The sequence below is a fragment of the Hoeflea sp. TYP-13 genome, from assembly GCF_040932035.1.
Classification (GTDB): Bacteria; Pseudomonadota; Alphaproteobacteria; order Rhizobiales; family Rhizobiaceae; genus Hoeflea_A.
In genome coordinates this window covers 432,582-445,893 of the sequence record NZ_JBFRBB010000002.1, presented here as the reverse complement: position 1 = coordinate 445,893, position 13,312 = coordinate 432,582, and the positions used below count along the sequence as shown (strand labels likewise).

General features: G+C 58.3%; 13 protein-coding genes. 3 read left to right on the top strand and 10 right to left on the bottom strand.

What is annotated here, in order from left to right; all coding sequences use genetic code 11:
• Positions 1–9: 9 nt before the first annotated feature.
• The 8 genes from ABVT35_RS12460 to ABVT35_RS12425 all read right to left on the bottom strand — a co-directional run bounded on the left by ABVT35_RS12460 (position 10) and on the right by ABVT35_RS12425 (position 9,755).
• On the bottom strand, positions 10–885 hold the full coding sequence (locus tag ABVT35_RS12460) for a phosphate/phosphite/phosphonate ABC transporter substrate-binding protein (RefSeq protein ID WP_368466827.1): 876 nt from the start codon (positions 883–885) through the stop codon (positions 10–12).
• Positions 886–900: 15 nt separating this feature from the next.
• Positions 901–2,799: a cytochrome c peroxidase gene (locus ABVT35_RS12455; protein ID WP_368466824.1), complete on the bottom strand. Its 1,899-nt coding sequence runs from the start codon at positions 2,797–2,799 to the stop codon at positions 901–903.
• Positions 2,800–2,916: 117 nt separating this feature from the next.
• Positions 2,917–4,122: an adenylate/guanylate cyclase domain-containing protein gene (locus ABVT35_RS12450; RefSeq protein WP_368466822.1), complete on the bottom strand. Its 1,206-nt coding sequence runs from the start codon at positions 4,120–4,122 to the stop codon at positions 2,917–2,919.
• A 347-nt stretch (positions 4,123–4,469) separates the two neighbouring features.
• Entirely contained in the window at positions 4,470–4,976 is a 507-nt protein-coding gene (locus ABVT35_RS12445; protein ID WP_368467856.1) for a hypothetical protein, read from the bottom strand.
• 96 nt (positions 4,977–5,072) lie between these two features.
• Positions 5,073–6,479, bottom strand: coding sequence for a 1-acyl-sn-glycerol-3-phosphate acyltransferase (locus ABVT35_RS12440; RefSeq protein ID WP_368466820.1), 1,407 nt, complete (start codon positions 6,477–6,479; stop codon positions 5,073–5,075).
• Positions 6,480–6,628: 149 nt separating this feature from the next.
• A complete protein-coding gene (locus ABVT35_RS12435; RefSeq protein WP_368466818.1) occupies positions 6,629–7,336 on the bottom strand; it encodes an NAD-dependent deacylase in 708 nt (235 codons plus the stop codon).
• Positions 7,337–7,431: 95 nt separating this feature from the next.
• On the bottom strand, positions 7,432–8,643 hold the full coding sequence (locus ABVT35_RS12430) for a PLP-dependent aspartate aminotransferase family protein (RefSeq protein ID WP_368466816.1): 1,212 nt from the start codon (positions 8,641–8,643) through the stop codon (positions 7,432–7,434).
• Positions 8,644–8,819: 176 nt separating this feature from the next.
• The gene (locus ABVT35_RS12425; RefSeq protein WP_368466814.1) at positions 8,820–9,755 is read right to left on the bottom strand and encodes a YEATS-associated helix-containing protein; all 936 of its coding nucleotides are present in this window, start codon (positions 9,753–9,755) and stop codon (positions 8,820–8,822) included.
• A gap of 219 nt (positions 9,756–9,974) precedes the next feature.
• On the opposite strand from ABVT35_RS12425, the gene ABVT35_RS12420 reads away from it, so the two are divergent.
• Positions 9,975–11,273: an adenylate/guanylate cyclase domain-containing protein gene (locus ABVT35_RS12420; protein WP_368466812.1), complete on the top strand. Its 1,299-nt coding sequence runs from the start codon at positions 9,975–9,977 to the stop codon at positions 11,271–11,273.
• Here the strand turns inward: ABVT35_RS12420 and ABVT35_RS12415 are convergent.
• Both ABVT35_RS12415 and ABVT35_RS12410 read right to left on the bottom strand, forming a co-directional pair.
• Entirely contained in the window at positions 11,222–11,464 is a 243-nt protein-coding gene (locus ABVT35_RS12415) for a helix-turn-helix domain-containing protein (protein WP_368466810.1), read from the bottom strand. The genes ABVT35_RS12420 and ABVT35_RS12415 overlap by 52 nt on opposite strands.
• 177 nt (positions 11,465–11,641) lie before the next feature.
• On the bottom strand, positions 11,642–12,343 hold the full coding sequence (locus ABVT35_RS12410) for a glutathione S-transferase N-terminal domain-containing protein (protein WP_368466808.1): 702 nt from the start codon (positions 12,341–12,343) through the stop codon (positions 11,642–11,644).
• 230 nt (positions 12,344–12,573) lie between these two features.
• On the opposite strand from ABVT35_RS12410, the gene ABVT35_RS12405 reads away from it, so the two are divergent.
• On the top strand, positions 12,574–12,864 hold the full coding sequence (locus tag ABVT35_RS12405; RefSeq protein ID WP_368466806.1) for a hypothetical protein: 291 nt from the start codon (positions 12,574–12,576) through the stop codon (positions 12,862–12,864).
• A 42-nt stretch (positions 12,865–12,906) separates the two neighbouring features.
• Positions 12,907–13,239 carry a hypothetical protein gene (locus ABVT35_RS12400; protein WP_368466804.1) on the top strand — a complete coding sequence of 111 codons (333 nt, stop codon included), beginning with the start codon at positions 12,907–12,909 and terminating at the stop codon, positions 13,237–13,239.
• Positions 13,240–13,312 lie beyond the last annotated feature (73 nt).

Sequence of the window (13,312 nt, the reverse complement as noted above, 5' to 3'; positions counted from 1 at the left end):
TTCAATCCTTCAGTCGATAAATCCGTAGTCCCTGGCCAGGGCCTCCAGATTGGTGAAAGCCGAGTTATCGGCAACAACGTAGCCGTCGGGGCCATAAACATATTTCAGATAAACACGGTAGTCGGGCTCGTTGAGCTTCATCATGGCGGCGATGAAGCGGGTCTTGAGGTCGTCATCAAGACCTTTTCGGGCAATGACTGTGTGCGAGGGGATTTGCTCGCTTTCCGCAATCCAGCGGATTTCGGCCTGCTGGTCGGGGGTCAGAAGAAGATCGGCATACTGGCTGACGCCGGCCGCATCGACGAGGCCGTTGGCCATCGCCTGGATGGCCTGCTGATAACCGCCGGCAAAATAGACCTCGCCGAAAAAGCCCTTGGGATCCGCTCCCTTTTCCAAGAGGCCTTCATCGACAAATGTCTTCAGCGGAAAGAGGTAGCCGGATTCGGAGATCGGATCGGCAAAGGCGATTGTCTTTCCCTTCAGATCCGCGAGGGTCTCGATTGCACTGTCGCGGCGCACGAAAACGCGGCCGCGATAGGTCGGCTTGCCGCGATAGACTTCAAGCAGAATGGGCTCGGCGCCGATGCGGTGTTTTGCAATAACCGAGGGCAGGGCGCCCATAAAGGAAATATCGGCATCGCCGTTGCGCAACGCCTCGACGGCAGCTGCGTGATCCGACGTCACGAACCCCTTGACCGGAACGCCTGTCTCTTTGCTCAGATAAGCGGTGATCTGCTCGATGTCGCCGAGCAGCTTGTCAGGGTTCTCCTGTGGCACGAAGGCCATGGTGATTGAAGGCTCGGCAGCGGTCAGCGGCTGCGCAACGAGCAAGGCTGCAGCTGTAAATGCGAGAACGGCCGATCTGATGATGTTTCTGCGTTTCATGATACCGGTCATTCCTCAGTACATCGCTTCTTCATAGGCGGTTTTTTTGGTCTTGAAGGCCAGCCACTCCGAACTGGCCGTTACCCAGCCGTCCTTGTTGATGGCGCTCTGAACGGCGCTCAGCCCGTCAGCAAGCTCAATGACCTGATCAATCCTGTCGCGGTTCGCCATGGCGCTGATGTCCTGGCGCAGATCGGTAATGACCGTGTCCAGCATCAGATTGGCATGGAATTTGTCGCGTGCGGGGATCAGGGCTTCGAGTGTCGTTGCGAAGGTGGTGAGTTCGGCAAAGGCCAGCGCAAACGGCGTTGCCTTGCCGTCGAACACCTCATAGGGCTCGTCCGCGCCGCCGATCGTTTCCACATAAGCGGTGAGGTCGGCGCGCTGGCTTTCGTTGAGATCAAGCGCATAGGTGTCGTTGAACCAGTCGACAACGGAACCGAGCGTCGGCAGCGAACCGTCGTGGAAATAGGGCGCGGTGTATTTCACGTTGATCAGCGTCGGTGTATCGAACTGGCCGCCACGGCTGCCATCGTAGTTGCCTTTGACCGAGCCGATGTCGTAGCGGCGGTTATCGGTGAAGTTCGTTGCCGGAACATGGCAGGAGGCGCAGGATTTTCCGGCCATGCCGTCAAAGGGCGTGTTGAACAGCGTCTCGCCGCGCACGACGGATGCATCGCTGCGGTCGGTAAGTTCGCCGAAACGGTCGATCTTGGAATTGGGCAGGAAATCGAACTCATTCATATAGGCGATCAGCGCATCGAGCATGAAGGGCGTCGGCTCGTTGCCGCCGAACTCGCTGACGATCACGTTGCGGGTGAATTCGCGCAGGCTGGCGATCCGCCCGTCGCGGCCATAGGGCGCTGTAAGCCGGATGCCGCGCAGAGAGGGCGTGTCGAGCGCATCGTCCTGGAAATCATTGAAAATCGCATTGAAGAAGCCGCCATCGACATCCGCGCCGCCCGGCCGGTGGCTGACGCCGGGAATGAAGAAGCGGTTGTTGATGTCGCTGCGGTTGTGGCAGGTGGAACAGGTGATGCCGAGCGTACGGGCAGGTTCACCGAAGATTTCAGGGCTGTCGAAGAGCATGTCACCATAGGCAACCAGCGGAAGGTCGGCCTCGTCGATGCCCTTTTCCTCAAAGTTCAGCACCAGCAGCGGCAGCGGATCCTGATCGGCAATGTCCGTTCCGGGCGGGAACCAGGGCCGGATCGGATTTTCTGCCAGCTTTGGCAGTGCGCCTTCCGGTGCGGGCGCCAGCGATACGCGTTCGGTAAATCGCACCGGCGAATAGTTCTCGTGCATATAGGTGAGGATCGTGCGGCCTGCATCAAGATAGCGCTCTGTGTCCGCCTCCTGACTGCCGATGCCGAACACCCCGGACGAGCCGGTGGTTGTCGTCAATGTCAGCCAGGCGCGGCCAATGGCACGTGCATTGTCGGGGTCCGACTGCCGTACGAAAGGATCGACGGCGCGATAGAGCTGTTGGGCATTGAGAAGTTCGAGCTGCGCTGATGCAGGATCGGAAAGGGCTTCGGCGGCGCGGTCCAGCGATGCCGTCAATGATGCGGCAAGGGCGCGCGAGGCCGCTTCGTATAGCGCCTGCCGGTCCTCGCTCGCAATGGCTGCGGAAATGGCTGCCGACAGCGCTTCCCCGTTACCCGGAACAAGGCCCTCAAGACGCTCTTTACCGGAAACCGGGATTTCGGCGGCAGAAAGCGGTTCCTCGAATGCAATCCTGATCTTTTCCCATGGAACAGGTTTCAGATCCGCCATGAAAAGCATGGTCTGGAACGACCCGGCAAAGGGGTCCCATTTCTTTTCGGCAATCACCGTAGCAAGGCTCACGCTCACCAACAGGATTGTGGCAATGAGCACGGCGAGTGCCGGTGCGAACAATCGAATAAACGCCATTTCCGGATCCCATCAAAATTCCTCATTAATTAATAATGAGAATGATTTGCAATAGCAAGAGTGTAATATTCTGAGACGCGTATTCAGATCAAACGGGAAATTTATTTACCGGTGCCGTCAGCCGGTCGCCGGATCCGCATTTTCCGGAGAGAAGATTTCGGCCTCCGTTTCAAACCCTTTCAGGTTTTCTTTGGAAACGAGCGTCGATGGTTCGTGCAACAGATTTGCGAACTCCTTGGAAAAAAGGATCGGCTTGTGGTGTTCGCCGCAAAGCCCTTCAATTCGGGCCGCGATATTCACCGCTTGTCCCAGCACCGTGAAATCGATGCGGTTCTGCGATCCGACATTGCCGTAGAGTACCTCGCCGAAATGCATACCCATTCCGAAGTCCAGGTCGAGTGGCGGATCCAGCTTACCTGCAACGTGAAAGGCCTGCTGTGCGGCGGCGAGTGCTCTGCCGCATGCAGGTGCGGCGTCCACATCATCGTTGCCGGTCGGAAAGATGGCCAGGACGCCATCTCCGATGAACTTGAGTATTTCGCCGTCATTGGATTCGACGGCAGTTGCAATAACCTCAAAATAGCGGTTGGCGAGCGTGACCGCTTCTTCGGCCGCAACACGATTGTTAAGACCGGTCCAGTCGCGGATGTCGCTGACGAGGATTGCAGCGTTGATTTTCTCGATATGGCCCCTGGTGATCTGTCCTTCCAGGACACGCCGACCGGTTCGCTGACCAAGATAGGCTTCGGTAACGGCGAGCGAAATGCGCTTCAGCCGATAAGCTTCTGCTATTGGTGCGAGGACTGATGCGATTTTCTCAAACTGCACAATGTCGCGGTCAAGGAAGCCGCCGGTAATATCGGTCGTGAAAACCAAAATTGCAGCTGCCCCGTCCGAAAACGGCATCGGCAGGCCCAAATAGTCCGTACCGCCACGGGCCGCCAGTTCGTGCAGCACTTCATGGTCGTCAGCGGTCAGCGTTTCCGTGAGTTTCCTGCGGTAGGGCGCGCCGGTCCGGCCGATGATCTCAAACGGGCTGCCGATGTAACTTGCCCGGCCCTCAAGACCGTGCGGTGTATCGATATGCTGTGTGGTCCCGCTTTCCCTTTCCCACACCGCTGTGGTGGCGGTGACAAGCGGGTGCAGGGTCCGCATTGAAAGGCGAAGTCTCCATAGTGGCGCACCCGCTGCCAGCATTCGCTCCCCGAGCTGCCTTGTGAAGTCGTCGATATCGGCAATCAGGCGCCCCTCGGCCAGCATCCATTCGATGATAGGTGCCGGTTTCCAGTTTGAGTGTGATGTTTTTCTCGAATTGTCTGACATGACGCCGGTGTTGAATGCCTGTTGAGTTAAACGCGTATGGTGGTTGACCGCCTGCAGCACATTTATACCGGTGTGAGCTGTTGCAGCACACGGTCCTTAATGGACATCACTACAGCATATCTGTTGTTGCCAGAGAAATTTGGCAATAGTGTTGGCACGCATACTTTCAGAATGATGCGGCGGATCTTGAGGACGCGGATATCAGGAATCTGGCGCTGTGGTACTCGCTGATCAAGGTCGTGGCGACCCCGCCGTGCCAGAGTGATGGAGCCAACCGGCTTCCATTGTCATTGGTACAGAAGACAAGCAACGGAAACTGGTAGTTATCAGTTTGTGTGTTGCTGCCCTTAAATCATCGGATCGTATGACCATTGCAGCAGAGCCTGGCGCTGGCGCCGTCTGCAAAATATGTCGCCCGGTTCGCAATTGGCGCGGATTTGTCCGGCATGCCGGGCGAATGCTTTCCAGCGCTTGATCTGGATATCATCGATTTCAGGCAGGCGCCGACCGAGATAGTATCGGCAATACCATTGAAACCAGCCGCGGGGATCGGGTCCATGGATCCAGTTTTTCTGGCGCCATACATTTAATGGCTGGCGGCTTTTGATGCCAAAATAGTTGAGGGCGGGGTCCGGTGTCCTGCTTATCCTTGCGTTTTCAAACCAATCCGATGGAAATTCCCCGGTACAGTCATTGCAGTATTTGCCTTCGAATACGCCCATTTCGAGCATCTGCCGGGGCGAATAGACCGGCGTGAAGTCATCACGAAATTCGCTGCCGGCTGGTGCCACCAGCTGATAGCGATAACCGGATTGCATTTTGTCACTGACGTCGATGATATCGCCGATTGCCATGACCATGGCATTTAGCACTCGTGTGCGTTCTGTCAAAGACAGCAATGCAAACCTCCTCGGGGGACAAGGACAGATTTGCGGGATCAGTCTGTATCCTTAAACCAGATGCCGGATCGCATTGGCATAATAGGTGACAAGCGGCTCGTCGCCTTGTGTGATGCGCAATAGGCCGTCATCGGTTTCAGAAACGATATTGCGCAAGGTCAGCATACGCAGCCCGACTGTGACCTCGTAATCGCGGTCGGTGCGGGGTATGTGCACATGGGCACCGTTGGCAATAAGCCGGTCGATCAGCGCATCGACGCGGGCTTTCAGCGTCAGCCTGTCCAGCTGTTCTTTACCTGCATCATCGAGAACCATGGCGACGAGAGAGACCGGCAGGGCAGGAATAAGCCGGCCGACATCGCCCATGAGTCGTTCGCCCAATTCCTGGGTGAGCGCTGTGTGTTCCGCCTCGTCGAGCGCCGCCCATTGCGTGACACTTTTTTCCGCGAGAAACGCGTTAAGTGAGACGGGCCGGCCGAAGGACACGCTTGCATAGCCGAAACGATGCCAGCGGCCTGCCAGCCGCAGCCGCAGGTTCTTCCACAAAAAAGCGATCGTCTTTGCCGTTTTCTGCCTGGTGGATTGCGGTGCAGTTCCGTCGTCCGCTGCGATAAGCGAACGGTCTTCCAGTACCCGGTCGTAATTCAGTCCAACCGGAATGAAAACAGTATCGCGAGCGCCGTGTTCGTGTGCCGACAATATGTAGGACAAAAGGCCGAGTTTGACCGGGCGCAACCGCCCATCGCGCGAAAGGCCGCCTTCCGGAAAGATCGCCTGGGTCACGCCGGATTCGGTCGCCATGCGTACATAGCTGGCAAGAACCCGCCGGTAGAGCCGGTTGCGCGCATTGCGCCGGATGAAATAGGCCCCCGTGGCGCGGATCAGGGTCTGCAGGACAGGCAGCCGCGCCCATTCTCCGACCGCGTAGGACAGGGCCGTCGATGCCGAGGCGAGGTAGGTCACCAGCACATAATCCATATTGGAGCGGTGGTTCATGACAAAGACGACGGAAGAATCGGGCGGGACTTTCGACAATGCTTCTGAATCGGAATAGCCGAGCCGTACACGATAGGTTGCCGTTGACAGCCACCTGGCCAGGCGCGTGCCGATGCGAAAATAAACATAGGCACTGAATGCCGGGACGATCTCCCGTGCATAGCGTTCCGCCATTTCCATGGCGACTTCCACCGGCATGCCTTCTTCGCGCGCATGCTCTTCGGCAGCGGCCATGACATCCGGATCGTGGGCCACCCTGTCGATAATGATGCGACGGCCCGTTACACCGAAGGGCCGGATTTTCAGCTGCAGGCGGACATTGAGCTCGTCAATCGCGCGGTTGGCGCGGCGCCGCAGGAACCAGCGGACCGACGGCGTCAACAGGCGGTCAACGAGCGCAATCAGCGCCAGAACCCCGACAAGCACCACCAACCAGACAGGCAGTTCGATTGATCCTGACATCCGTCCCCCTTCGGCGTGAACAGTAACTTTGCAGCAGGCGGACTGTCACGCAAGAAATCTGTTGGGGCACAGACCCGCATCTGAACAATGATCCGCACGCAAAGTGGCTTAGTGCGACGGTTGGAAAGACTGACACCCGTGCCGTTGGCTCAGCGTTTTAACAGCTTGTCGACATAGGCGGGAACAACCTCCGTCGCCTTGCCGTGAATTGCCTCATCAAACATGGATATGCCCTCGGACGGCTCCAGATTGAGCTCGACCGTATGGGCACCGGCAGCACCGGCCTCGGCAACGAAACCCGCCGCAGGATAGACATTGCCGCTGGTGCCGATCGACAGAAACAGATCGCACTTGCCGAGTGCGGCATAGATCCGCTCCATCTGATAGGGCATTTCACCGAACCAGACGACATCGGGGCGCATGCCACCGCTGTTGCCGCAACGGCTGCAGGCGAGATCCACCGTCAGGTTCTCTTCCACTGCGGTGCGCGCGCCGCAATGGGCGCAAAGCGCCTTGAGGATTTCACCATGCATGTGGATAAGATTCATCGTCCCGGCCCGTTCGTGCAGCGGGTCGATATTCTGGGTAACGGTCATCACGGAACCGGGATGTTCGGCCTCCAGCCGCGCTAGCGCTTCATGCGCTGCGTTTGGCCGGACATCATGCGCGCCGGAGCGGCGAGTGTTGTAAAAATCCAAAACCATTTCCGGATTGCGGGCAAAAGCCTCGGGTGTTGCCACGTCCTCGATCCGGTATTTCGACCAGATGCCGTCCTTGTCGCGAAACGTGCTGAGGCCGGATTCGGCAGACAGCCCCGCGCCGGTGAGTATCACGATGCGCTCATAATTGTTCGTCATGGGCGCGATGTTAGACGATCGCCCGCCTGCGATCATCACTTAGGTGGCAAATAAATCGTGTGCGGCTTGTTTTACGCAGCGGTGCCGCGGCCTGCCTATCCGAGCACGCGGTCGAGATCGGCGATCAGATCCTCGGCGTCCTCTAGACCAACCGACAGGCGGAAGATGCCGTCGCCGGCAAATTCGCGATAGCTGTCAAGCTGATTTCCGGTCAGCCGGAAAGATGTATCCATCATGCCCGCAGTCGGCATCCACCAGATGAGCGAGCGATGGTGGCCGAGCGAAACGGCGTAGTGGATCACTTGCAGGTCTTCGGCCATGCGGACTGCCAGTGCCTCGCCGGTTGCCTCGTCGCCGACCTGGAAGGCCAGCATGCCTGAGAAATTGCGCATCTGGCCTTTTGCCAGCGCGTGCTGCGGGTGGCTCTCAAGACCCGGATAAAGAACCCGCGTGACCTTCGGGTGGTTTTCCAGGAACTGCGCAACGGCCATGGCGCCCTCCTGATGGGCGCGCATGCGCAGCGGCAGTGTCGCCGTGCCGCGGGCGATCAGCCAGGCATTGAAGGGGGAGAGAATGCCGCCATGGTGGATGGCAGCCTCAACACTGAGGGCCTTGATGTCTTCGGCGGTCCCGCAGATTGCGCCGCCGATCGCATCGCCATGGCCGCCGATATATTTGGTAATCGAATGCATGACATAGTCGACGCCGAGCTCGGCGCTCTTCTGGCCGACGGGCGATGCAAATGTGGCGTCGCAGGAGTGCTTTGCTCCGGCATTGCGGGCGATCTCGGAAATGGCCGCGAGGTCGGTCAGCCGCATGATCGGATTGGCCGGGCTTTCCGTGTGGATCAGCCTTGTATTCGGCCGCACCGCTGCCTCGACTGCTGCGATATCCGTCATGTCAACAAGCGAGACTTCGATGCCGAGCCGTGGCAGCGTATCGCGGGCAAGCTCTGCTACGCCGGCATAGGAAACGTCCGATATCACTGCGTGGTCTCCGGCTGAAAGCACCGTGAGGAAGATGGCGCTTGCCGCCGCCATGCCGGAGGCAAGGCAAAGGCAGCTCTGCGTGCCTTCGAGTGCCGCGATCTTGTTTTCCAGCGCACGCACAGACGGATTGGCCCAGCGGCCATAAAGAAAGGGGCTGTCATCGCTCAGTTCATGGGCCGAAAAGCCCGCCACTTCCTCCGCGACATAGGTCGACGACATGACGATATTGGGCGCCGAAGCACCGGTCACCGGATCCGGACCTTCGCCAGCATGAATCGCCGTTGTTGAAAGTCCTTTATAGGCGTTGGAATTTGCCACGGTCTGCACCTCGCGCGGTTGTTATGAGATGCAAGAAGTAGCACGAATTGGCAATGGGGCACTGTCCGTGTGCGGCACAAATGCGGCGTATTCGCGCGTGTTCATGCCAGCCAGGCAACGGTTCGCGTCGAATACCCAATACGGTCCAAACGGCGGGGTGTGGAGCCGGCGGCCGACTATTTCAGTTCGGCCCAGCCTTTTGTACCCAGTTTCCAGCGCGGCAGGCCGCCGTCGGCGTTTTCCAGCTTGCGGACATAGCCGGCGCTGGCCAGCCGGTACAGCCGGCCCCTGACCGAACTGTATGTCTCATTGGCGTGGTTCTGGCTGGACTTCAAGATGGTGTCGGTGCGAATGCCTTTGACCGAGCGGCGAGTGTTCGGTTTGGCGGCGAGGGCCTGTAGAATGAGCCTGTCGAGTTCGCTCAGCCTGAAACCATGCACGCTATCGGCGTTTTTCTGGGCCTCTTCGGCCATCTGCTCGGCTGCCTTTTCTTCCGCGGTCGGCTCCTCACCGGCAGGCGCATCATCGTCAGGGTCCTCGGGCACGCCTTGGCCCTGCGTCAGCTCATTGCGGAGCGCCTCAAGCCGGGCGTCAATCTCGGGTTCCCTTGCCTTTTCAAGCAGTTGAGTACGCTGCTGGGCGGCTTCCGCCTCTGACCGGGCCTGCTTGGCCTCGGTCGACGCCTGTTGCGCCTGTTGCAGTATCTTCGCCGAGAGGTTTTGCAGGAAGGTCGGGGAGGAGATGGCCGCCAGCACGCAAAAACCGCCAATGAGAGCAAGACTGGTATAGGCTTGGGCGAGGTCCTCCAGACTGTGCGAATTGCCGGCGTTGATCAGAAAGTTCGTCAGTATGTTCTTGTCGACCCCGAGCGCTGCGATTTGCAGGAAGACCGGGATCACGAACGAGGCTGCTATGCCCATCAGGAGGCATTGGTGCAGCAGCCTGTTGCCCCGAAACCGCTTCCACCAACCCTCACTGTCTTCGGCGTTCTTTTCGGGCACCCGCAGAAAATAGTTTACTGTGCCACCCAAAAGGCCTGCGAGCAGCATGACGAGAACAAGCAGGGCCAGGTTGGCGCCGATGTTGCCGGCATTGGATGCGATTTCACTCATTTCGTCCTCCAAACGGCCAGCGCCACTGGCGCGCGTGCGATCCTGCACTTGATCATCTTCGATCTGCGGGGCAATGGGAAGCCGTTTCAACCTGACGTCGTGTTTTTCGCGAGCGCCGGGAACCGGGCAAGCGTCAGCAGTGCCGGTCACGAGCAGTTTGACCGGAACAAACGGGCATTCTAGTATTTTCCGAACGCCGCCTGCAGATTGATTTCAAAGATGATCACCGACTTCATCCGCATCGGCCATACGTCCGATGACGATTTCGCGACCCGGCGACTGAAAACCGTGCTGACCATCATCATTCTGGTCATCATGACCATGTCATTGTCGTTCTTCTTCTTCGAGCCCGACCGGTCAGTGTTGCTTCGAACCTTCGATGTGGCGGCGCTTGTCACCGAGGTTACGGCATTGCTGGTGCTTCATGTGACCCGCAGCGTGAAGGCGCTTTTTTACTTTTTCTGCCCCGCACTCATGGCCATACAATTCGGATTTACGCTTCTCAACGGCAATCGCGAAGGCGACATACTTCCCTTCATCGTTATTCCCGCGGCTGCGGTGGTGGTCATGGGGCCGGCTAGGTCGCGGCCTTGGTTCGCGGTGTGTTTCCTCATCATGCTTCTGTTGCCCTTTATCGAGATCGCCTTGCCGGACATCTCGATGGCTGCCCATCAAACACCGCTCAATCCCACCGGCTCCCTGTTCGATTCGCCCAACCGCAGGCCCGTCGAGATCGGCGAGGGACTTGCCATGACCATTGGGGTGTTTTTTGTCTATTTCCTGACCTATTCCGGTTACAAGCAACTGGAAGACGCCAACGCGCTGATACGGGTTCAAAAGGAACAGATTGAGCGCGAACATGAGCGTTCCGAACGGCTCCTGGAAAACATTCTGCCCATGCCGATTGCCGAGCGGTTGAAGCGCGAGCCGGACCAGATTATCGCCGACGATTTGTTACAGGTGACGATCCTGTTTGCGGATATCGTTGATTTCACGCCTCGGGCTTCCAAAATGACAGCGGCCGGAACGGTGGCGTTTCTCAACAGGGTTTTCTCCCGGTTCGACGAATTGGCAGATGAATTCGGGCTGGAGAAAATCAAAACGATTGGCGATGCCTATATGGTGGCGGGCGGCATGCCGGAACCGAGGTCGGACCACGCTACCGCGGTCGCAAATATGGCGCTGCGGATGATTGACGTCACCCGCGAGATTGGCGAGGAAATGGGTGAAGCGGTTTCGGTCAGGGTCGGCATTCACACCGGACCTGCCGTTGCCGGTGTCATCGGCACCAGGAAGTTCTTTTACGATGTGTGGGGCGACACGGTGAATATGGCGTCCAGACTGGAATCCCACGGCGTGCCGGGGCGTATTCAGGTCAGCGAGGACACTTTCAGGAAACTGTCGGACGATTTCACTTTCGAAAAACGCGGCCCGGTGGAAATAAAGGGCAAAGGCGACATCGATGTCTATTTCCTGACCGGAACGGCTTCACGTTCCTCATGGGTTGCGTCTTGCTGATTGTACATGTCTGCCTCCGTAGCCAATGCGGCGATTTCCACTTCGAAGACCGCAGCGAGTGCACTGAGCGATTCCAGGCTTGCCTTGCCGCCGCGTTCAATCCGCTGGATTGTGCGCACGCTCAAGCCGGTCAACTCCGCAAGGGTTTCCTGTGACCAGCCTCTATCGATCCGCATTTTGCGAACTAGCATCTGAAATACTCCTGCTGCACTCGGCCTCGAGTATGGCTCCCATTCAATCGGCAATTGGTGTGGACCACCACGACATGAACCCGCCACTGACCTGCCAGAGCCAGGCCATCGCGGGCGCAATGAGGCGACGTGATTCTGTCGCGTTGGCGGGGCTGAGGCAATTGCCAAAGCCGCGACTTATCCCGCACTGCCAAAAGCAGGGACGGAACGCGCCAGGCCGTCGTAAAGATCAAGCATGCGATCCCGCCAGGTCCGCAGTGCGTCATCTTCTGCCGGTATCATGTCTTGCGGATCCGTGCAGCGCGCCCACTGGAAGACCCCGAAAATCAGATAGTCGCCATAGGCCGGTGCGTCGCCGCAGATGTAGGGCGCCTCGGCGAGCCTCAGGCGCAGCGGCTCGAAGACAGTGTGGGCTGCGGCAAGATAAGTTTCGCGTTCGTCGCGCATGCTTTCAAACGTGCGGCCCCAGCGGGCTTCGCGGGTTTTCCGGTAATAGGCCTGATCCGCCGGCTCGAGGATATCGTAAAGCGCGGGCGCGAGGATGCCGGCAAGGCTCGTCTGAAGCGTGGCGTCAACCCAGTGGTTGAGCGTGCGGGCGAGCGCCTTGCCGCCTTCGCCGCCGAAGAGCGATGGTTGTTGCGGGTAGGCATCTTCCAGATAACAGGCGATAGACCAGCTGTCCGAAACGACCCGGTCACCGTCAACGAGGACCGGGACCATTGCCTGACCACTGAAGGCAACGCGGTCGGCTTCGGTGAACCTGATCGCCACGACCTCCGGCGTCAGCCCCTTGTGGGCAAGGGCAAACCGGGTGCGCCAGCAAAAGGGGCTTGGCCGGTGGTCATGCGCGGCAAGTCTTTCGTAAAGCGTTAGAGACATCGGCGGTTTCCTCTGGATGGCCGGTCGTCCGGGACCGGCAAAAACGGTAACAAATACAATATTTCAGGTCCATTTGCAGTATAAGCCCGAAATGCTCACGGACGAATGTCCGATGCTGCCGGTCATTGTATTTGGCCTTGTATGCTGTCACGGCAATTTGATTTCAGTTCCCGATCCTGCCTTTAAAATAGGCGATGTGTACCGGATGACGGAGCCATCAGGAGAAGACCATGGCAGACTTGATCACGCTGGTTGGGGCGCTCTATGCCTGCAACATCATGGCCGAACAGAGCCCGGTATCGCTGCGGCAGGCGTATTTGTGCGTCCAGTCACAGGAGGCGGTCAAGCTGAGATTGCTGTCTGCTGACGAGATCAGCGATCTGGAAGGGCTGAGCCTGGCTGAGCGGAACAGGATCAAACTCAGGGGCTATCGGCGGTTCAAGACCTGGGAGGCGGAAAACCCGGATCTGGTGAGGCAGATCCGCCGGGAGGAGAAGCAAAAACTGTTATTTGACGGCTAGGCAAGGCAGGCAGTGATCTGCCTTGCGGCAAGGGAGTGCATAATGGTGGGCAGGTTGCTCATCTGGATCGTTGTCCTCATATTATCAAGTCACGCTGCAGGTGCGGCAGAGACCCTGCAGATGTACCGTGATGCTGAAGGAAATGTGCATTACGGAACGTTCGGCAATCCGAATTTGTGCTGCATGTGTCAACCGGCGCTGCGCTATACAGCGAATGACCGCTTTACCCGCTTCTTCCTGCAGTACGGTATCGAGCGTGATGTTTCCAATAAGCGGGTCTTCCTTTCAGGCGACAGCAGGGCCTGGTATTGCGAAGGCAGCCGCGAGATGGGGCAGGGCGGCCAGAAATGCGGCCTGATACCGCCGGTCATGTAAAGCCGTAATACGGCTGCGTCTTTGGTTCGGTGGTAGAAGACCGGAACATCGAAGTTCAGGAATTGCACAACCT